We start from the raw sequence: 5,999 nt of genomic DNA, 5'->3' as shown, positions 1-5,999 counted from the left end.
AGAGACGTTCCTGGCCGCTGCCCGTCACGGCACTTTCACCGAAGCAGGGCTACGACTGGGGCTGACGCAATCAGCCGTTAGCGAGCAGATCCGCCACCCTTAATGCGGCCGGCCAGGACCTCGTCCCACTAGCCGACCAGATCGTTGCACTCGTAGCCGAGATGCGCGGACGTCACGCGGTCTCTGCAATGCGCTGGACGTTGCGCGTGGGCACGATCGCCTCGCTCCACTCCGGCCTGCTGGCCCGCACGATGCTCGCCTTCCATCGCGGCTTTCCCGGCGTCACGCTGCGCTCGACGCGGGGAGAGGACGACCTGCTCGGCCAGGTCGAACGGGAAGAGCTCGACCTCGCCGTCGTCATCCGGCCTCCGGGCGAACTGCCCGAAAACGTTTCCTGGCATCCCCTGCTGTCGAAGCCCTTCGTGCTGATCGCACCCGCCGGTCTGGGCGCTCGCGATTGGCGCGACGCCATCACGAAGCTACCCCTACTTCGCTACGACCGTTCGACTGTTAGCGGCCGACAGATCGACCTGTTCCTGGAACGCACCGGCACGGTGATCGCCGAAAATGTTTGGATCAATTTCCTTGACACGATGATCTCCCTCGTCGGCGAGGGCATGGGCGTTGCGCTGATTCCCCACTACGAACTCGCGGACACTTCAACTCAAATCGCTATTTTCGGTCTTGGCGACGAAACGTTCCACCGGCAGATTGGCGTCCTAACACGCCGTATCGGTAGCTCGCGCGAAGCCGAGGCGTTCGTTGCCCTCCTGCACGAGGAGGCGAAGAAAGAGCCGGTGGCTCATCATCGCTGAGTATTACCGTTGTGGGAAGAAATTGGCTCCGTAGCGGTCACGTCCCCGGGTTCGCCGCGGCGTTGCCTCCGCCCCGATCCCGCGAAGCCGGAGTTCGCCGGCAAATCGTTAGCGCCAGACCTGAAGATCCGTCTTCCGCGGATTAAGGCGCCTGCCGACACGATCGGTTCCCGTCGGCATCGACAGCGTCCCATCGCGGCGACGGTTGTCGTCGAGACCGACAACTTCCGCACCCCATCCTGACGCACCCGAGCGATGGCCACGCCGATGTAAGGACTGTAGGTCCGCCTGCACAACTCCCGAGTTCTTAGGTTGCACGACTCCCCGAACGGCATCTAGTGCCGCGACCATCGCCAGATGCGGTCAATCTGCGCGCATGTTCACGCCGGCTGCGGTTTCGGTGCGGCCGCACCGTTCAGCAGCTTGCAGATCTCCGGCTTGCAGACACCGCAATTGGTGCCGGCTTTCATGCGCCGGCCGGTGGCTTCGATCGAGGCCATGATTTTGGTGGTCAGGCCGCCACGCTAGCGGCCTGCGCTTGAGATGAGAGAAGAGCATCTCGACCTTCTTCCGTTCACACGGCGAGGTCAGATAGGCGATGTCCCTGGGCATGTCGCGGGTGCCCTTGTGGATTGATCGCAGGATCTTGCGCGCGCTCATCATGGTTGAGCACTGCGGCGTCAGCGAGCAGGCATCGCAGTCGAAGTGAACTGGTAGAACAGCGCCTCCTCCGCCATCTCCTACTCGCCCGTCATCGCGCCGTCCCCGATTAACCCGCAACACACAATTCCAGCAACGTTGTCAGCGCGGTGATGGCAGCCTGACAATCACGAGCTTCAGCTCGATTCAGCTCATGTAGACGTGCGGCAGTGTCTTGCCGATGGCGGGGAAGAGGTCGTGCGTCGAGACGCCCCACTGACGGGCCAGCTCGGTCAGGTCGATCCTGTCTTCTCCCGAGTGCCCGAGCAGCACGACCTCGTCGCCGATCACCGCATCTGGCAGATCGGTCAGATCGACGCGCAGCAGTTCGGAGTGCGTCGGCGCGAGCAGCGGCACGCGCCGACCGCGGATCAGCACCGTCGCGGTGTCCGACATCCGGCGCGGATAGCCGTCGCTCCAGCCGAAGGGGATTAGCCCGATCCGCATGTCGGGCCTGAGCTTCAAGAACGGTGCTGGGTGGACCTCGCCGACATCGGCGAGAGATTTCACCAGGACGAGACGGCTCTTCAATCCGACCAGCGCGGGCCGCCAGTCCACCTGCCGCTCCGCGATGGCGGGAAATGACATGCCGAAGAGGAGGCGGCCGGGATCGACCGCGTTCAGATCGGCCTCGGGGTGGCGAAGGACGATCGCGGAGCTGGAGACCATCCGGACGGGCACCCGGATGCCGGCACGCTCGATCGCCGCAAGGGCCCGTTCGAAGCCGCGGAGCTGCGCGCACGTATAGGGCTCGTCCTCGAAACCGTAGCTAGTCATCGGATGGCCGTAGACGCCGGCGAGATGCAAATAGCGGCTTTCGGCGATGGCCCGGGCGACGGCAACTGCCTCATGCGGCAAGGCGCCTGCGCGAAAGCCCCCGGCATCGATCTTCAGGAAGACGGGCAACCGTTCGCTTGCCGTTTCGTCCCATTCGGTGACGTCGGCGAGCGTCGATAGCGTCGGCATCAGCCGGTTTCGTCCCAGGATCGGTGCGGTCTCGGGCAGGCAGGTCGGGTAGAGCATGATCGGGCTTTCGATGCCGGCTTCGCGGCAGGCGAGCGCGGAATCGACGTTGCCAAAAGCGAAGCCGGCCACGCCCTCGGCCTCAGCCCGCTTGGCCACAGCAACGGCGCCGCAGCCGCTGGCGTCTCCTTTCAGGCAGACATAGATCGCCACGTCTGCGCCCAGCAGGCCGCGAAGCTGACGCAGATTATGCGCGACCGCACCGAGATCGATCTCGCACCAGGTGGGGCGTAGGGAAGCAGGAACCATGGAATCATCCTTGTGTAGCAGAGGCGCGTCAGAGCCGGTTGCCGGCGCGATAACGCTGTATGAAGCTTCGCAGACGCTCGTGTCCGGGCGCGTCGAAGATGTCGCCGGGCGTTCCGCTTTCGAGGAGGGCACCGTCCGCCATGAAGGCGACCTTGGTCGAGACCTCACGGGCGAACTGCATCTCGTGTGTGACGATCATCATCGTCATGCCATCGGCCGCGAGCGTCCGCACCACCTCCAGCACCTCGCCGACGAGTTCGGGGTCGAGAGCGGACGTCACCTCGTCGAGCAGCAGGAGCCGCGGCTGCATTGTCAGCGCCCGCGCGATCGCGACGCGCTGCTGCTGCCCGCCCGAGAGCTCGGACGGGTAGCGGTCGCGCTTGTCGGCAAGGCCGACACGCGCCAGCAGAGACAGCGCCCGCTCGCGCACCGGCGCCTCGGCCTCGCCGCGCACTCGTCGCGGCGCGACCGTCAGGTTCTCCAGCACCGTCAGGTGCGGGAAGAGATTATAGTGCTGGAAGACCATACCAACCTGGGCGCGCAGGCCGGCGATCTCGCGGTCGGTCTTGCGGCGGCGCCGGCCATCGGCGTCGATGCGGACGCCAACGCTCTCTCCGGCGATGGTGATCAGGCCGCGATCATAGCTCTCCAGAAAGTTCACGCAGCGCAGCAGCGTCGTCTTGCCGGAGCCGCTGGGGCCGATCAGCGAGAGAACCTCGCCGCTGCGGACGGTCAGGCCGACCTCCTTCAGCACTTCGACGGCGCCGAAGGACTTACCGACACGATCGATGACGACGAGCGGCGCCTGCGCTTGCGGGTATGGATTGTCAGCCATGATGGGTTCTCTGTTCGATCTGGTGGCCGATCCGCGACAGGGTGAAGCAGATCACGAAGTAGAAGGCGGCGACCGCGAGATAGGCGGGCAGGATATCCATGCTGCGCTCGCCGATCTCGCGGCCGGCCGCGACGAGCTCCCAGCCGCCGATGGCGGAGACGAGCGAGGTATTCTTCACCACGACCAGCGCGACATTGACGAAGGGGGCGGTACTCAGCCGCCGGGCCTGCGGCAGGATGACGATGGTGAAGAGCTGGAGGCGCCGCATGCCGAGCGCCCTGCCCGCATCCCATTGCTGCTTGGGCATGGCGGCGAGCGCCGCGCGGAACACCTCCGCGGCATAGGCCGCGAAATAGAGCCCGCCGACCAGCACGACGACGACCGAGAGCGGCAGGTCGACCCCGAGATATGGCAGGCTGAAATAGCTGCCGACCAGCAGGACGAGGAGCGGAACGCCGCGCACCGCGAGCCCATAGGCGGCGGCGACCACGCGCAGCGGCGCCCAGGCATAGAGGCCGACCAGGGCGAGCGGCAGGCCGAGGCCGGCGGCGACGAGGATCGTCGCGAGCGACAGGCCGAGCGTGACTGCGGCACCTTGTGCGAGGTAGAGGCCGGACGAAAGCAGCGTGACGTCGGTCATAGTCAGACCCTCACCGGGTAGCGCAACGTGACGAGTTTCAGCAGCCCGGCGACGGCCGCGCTCATGGCGAGATAGAACAGCGCCACGGTGGCGAAGGTCTCGTAAGGCGCCGCGCTGCGGTCGAGCAGCAGCTTGCCAGCCTGGGTCAACTCGGCGACGGCGATCGTGGACGCGACCGAGGTGTCCTTGACGATGATGATGAACTGGTTGCCCAGCGGCGGTAGGATGCGGCGGAAGGCCTGGGGCGCGATTATGGTCCGCAACGCGGTGCGCGGCAGCATGCCGAGCGCCAGCGCGGCCTCCCTCTGGCGCGGATGCACTGATTCGAGTCCGGCCCGATAGATCTCGCCGATATAGGCGCTGTTCTGCAGCGAGAGTGCCAGCACTGTCGAGGCGAAGGCAGAGGGTCGTAGGCCCAGCGCCGGCATGCCGAAATAGAGCACGAAGATCTGCACGAGGATCGGCGTGTTGCGCATCAGTTCGACGAAGGTGTTGCCGAGCCAGCGCAGCGGCCTGAGGCGGCCCGTTGTCAGCCCAGCGACAACGACCCCTCCGAGCGTGGCGCCGAGCAGAGCCAGGATTGCGAGTGCGACGGTCATCGCCGCCCCTTCCAGTAGAAGAGGCGCGTTGGTCCGGATGAAGGCGAGATCCATGGGGGCGGCTTTTCGTGAGAGGTTCAGTTCTGGTTGAACGGGCGCTGGGGCGGCGGGTCCTTGCCGAACCACGTCTTGTAGAGCGCCTGATACTCGCCATAGCGCGAGCCATTGACGTATTCGCGTACGATGGTGTCGAGCGCGAGCCAGAGCGGGAAGTCGCCGGGCTTCATGAAGATGGCGTTGTTGTTGATCGTGCCGAGCGAACCTTCGAGCACAACGAAATCGGCGCTGTTCTGGCCGACGAAGAAGTTCGCTGCAGCCGAATCCGCCTGCCAGGCGGTTGCGCGGCCGCTCTTGAGCGCGAGCGCGGCGGCGCTGTCGGTGTCGAAAAAGACAGGCGTCGCCAACGGCGCGTAGCGCTTGGCGCGCTCGACCATGGCGGCGCTGTTGGTCGAGCCGAGCGTGACATTGGCCCGGTCGAGATCGGCCAGCGTCTTGATCGGCGAATTCTTGGGCACGACGACAAGCGTGCTGGAATCGATATAGGGCCGCGTGAAGGCGAGACGCACGGCGCGATCGGGATAGATCGTCGCGGTCGAGATGCCGAAATCCGCTTTGCCAGAGAGCACCGCCGGGAAGCGGCCGTCCACCGTCGTGGTCATCAGCTCGATCTTGCTCGCGTCGCCGACGAGCGCCTTGGCCATCAGCCGGGCGAACTCGATCTCAAAGCCCGTGAGCTTGCCCGCTTCGTCGACGAAGCCGTTCGGGCGAGCGGTGCTCGACACCGCAACGATCACCTTATCGCGGTTGACGATGGTCTCCAGCCGCGACTCCTGGGCCTGAGCCACCGAGAGACCGAGGCAGAGAGCCAGTCCGGCTAGGCCGCCAGCGGCGGCACAAATTGTACGATGCAACATGTATTCCTCCTTCGCTATGAAATCATAACATCACGTCGTGATGCGATGCGAAAACGAATAATCTCCGAACTGAGCATCGCCACTCTCGATGCTTGACACGGTTTCTGCAAAGCGAATGAACCTGCGCGACATAGAGACGTTCCTGGCCGCTGCCCGTCACGGCACTTTCACCGAAGCAGGGCTACGACTGGGGCTGACGCAATCAGCCGTTAGCGAGCAGATCCG

8 protein-coding genes and 2 pseudogenes are annotated in these 5,999 nt (G+C 65.1%); 3 read left to right on the top strand and 7 right to left on the bottom strand.

Annotation, left to right across the window (positions count from 1 at the left end):
• Both BLU15_RS38555 and BLU15_RS38550 read left to right on the top strand, forming a co-directional pair.
• Positions 1-94: pseudogene (locus BLU15_RS38555) on the top strand (LysR family transcriptional regulator); the annotation flags it as partial.
• Between the two features lie 112 nt (positions 95-206).
• The gene (locus BLU15_RS38550; RefSeq protein ID WP_176960496.1) at positions 207-815 is read left to right on the top strand and encodes a LysR substrate-binding domain-containing protein; all 609 of its coding nucleotides are present in this window, start codon (positions 207-209) and stop codon (positions 813-815) included.
• Positions 816-1,195: 380 nt separating this feature from the next.
• Here the strand turns inward: BLU15_RS38550 and BLU15_RS39345 are convergent, their stop codons facing one another.
• The 7 genes and pseudogenes from BLU15_RS39345 to BLU15_RS38515 form a co-directional block, all read right to left on the bottom strand.
• Positions 1,196-1,315: a bacterioferritin-associated ferredoxin gene (locus BLU15_RS39345; RefSeq protein ID WP_143034369.1), complete on the bottom strand. Its 120-nt coding sequence runs from the start codon at positions 1,313-1,315 to the stop codon at positions 1,196-1,198.
• 34 nt (positions 1,316-1,349) lie between these two features.
• Positions 1,350-1,517: pseudogene (locus BLU15_RS40555) on the bottom strand (IS5/IS1182 family transposase); the annotation flags it as partial.
• A gap of 144 nt (positions 1,518-1,661) precedes the next feature.
• Positions 1,662-2,786 carry an alanine racemase gene (gene alr, locus BLU15_RS38535; protein ID WP_090302550.1) on the bottom strand — a complete coding sequence of 375 codons (1,125 nt, stop codon included), beginning with the start codon at positions 2,784-2,786 and terminating at the stop codon, positions 1,662-1,664.
• Between the two features lie 28 nt (positions 2,787-2,814).
• Complete coding sequence (locus BLU15_RS38530) at positions 2,815-3,621, bottom strand: amino acid ABC transporter ATP-binding protein (protein WP_090302548.1); 807 nt, start codon at positions 3,619-3,621, stop codon at positions 2,815-2,817.
• Positions 3,614-4,261 carry an amino acid ABC transporter permease gene (locus BLU15_RS38525; protein WP_090302546.1) on the bottom strand — a complete coding sequence of 216 codons (648 nt, stop codon included), beginning with the start codon at positions 4,259-4,261 and terminating at the stop codon, positions 3,614-3,616. The genes BLU15_RS38530 and BLU15_RS38525 overlap by 8 nt, the downstream gene beginning before the upstream one ends.
• 2 nt (positions 4,262-4,263) lie before the next feature.
• Positions 4,264-4,914 carry an amino acid ABC transporter permease gene (locus BLU15_RS38520; protein WP_090302544.1) on the bottom strand — a complete coding sequence of 217 codons (651 nt, stop codon included), beginning with the start codon at positions 4,912-4,914 and terminating at the stop codon, positions 4,264-4,266.
• A 23-nt stretch (positions 4,915-4,937) separates the two neighbouring features.
• Positions 4,938-5,774: a substrate-binding periplasmic protein gene (locus BLU15_RS38515; RefSeq protein WP_090302542.1), complete on the bottom strand. Its 837-nt coding sequence runs from the start codon at positions 5,772-5,774 to the stop codon at positions 4,938-4,940.
• An 88-nt stretch (positions 5,775-5,862) separates the two neighbouring features.
• Here BLU15_RS38515 and BLU15_RS38510 point away from each other — a divergent pair.
• A partial coding sequence (locus BLU15_RS38510) for a LysR family transcriptional regulator (protein ID WP_371590421.1) occupies positions 5,863-5,999 on the top strand: 137 nt, incomplete at its 3' end.

This window comes from Ensifer sp. YR511, from assembly GCF_900103045.1.
Taxonomy (GTDB): domain Bacteria; phylum Pseudomonadota; class Alphaproteobacteria; order Rhizobiales; family Rhizobiaceae; genus Ensifer; species Ensifer adhaerens.
Note: the sequence above shows the minus strand (reverse complement) of the source record. Positions and strands in the feature narration are given on the sequence as shown.

Excerpts from the sequence above, each read along its gene's own strand:
- BLU15_RS39345 (WP_143034369.1), bottom strand. The coding sequence starts at position 1,315 with ATGGCCTCGATCGAAGCCACCGGCCGGCGCATGAAAGCCGGCACCAAT.
- alr (WP_090302550.1), bottom strand. The coding sequence starts at position 2,786 with ATGGTTCCTGCTTCCCTACGCCCCACCTGGTGCGAGATCGATCTCGGT.
- BLU15_RS38530 (WP_090302548.1), bottom strand. The coding sequence starts at position 3,621 with ATGGCTGACAATCCATACCCGCAAGCGCAGGCGCCGCTCGTCGTCATC.
- BLU15_RS38525 (WP_090302546.1), bottom strand. The coding sequence starts at position 4,261 with ATGACCGACGTCACGCTGCTTTCGTCCGGCCTCTACCTCGCACAAGGT.
- BLU15_RS38520 (WP_090302544.1), bottom strand. The coding sequence starts at position 4,914 with ATGGATCTCGCCTTCATCCGGACCAACGCGCCTCTTCTACTGGAAGGG.
- BLU15_RS38515 (WP_090302542.1), bottom strand. The coding sequence starts at position 5,774 with ATGTTGCATCGTACAATTTGTGCCGCCGCTGGCGGCCTAGCCGGACTG.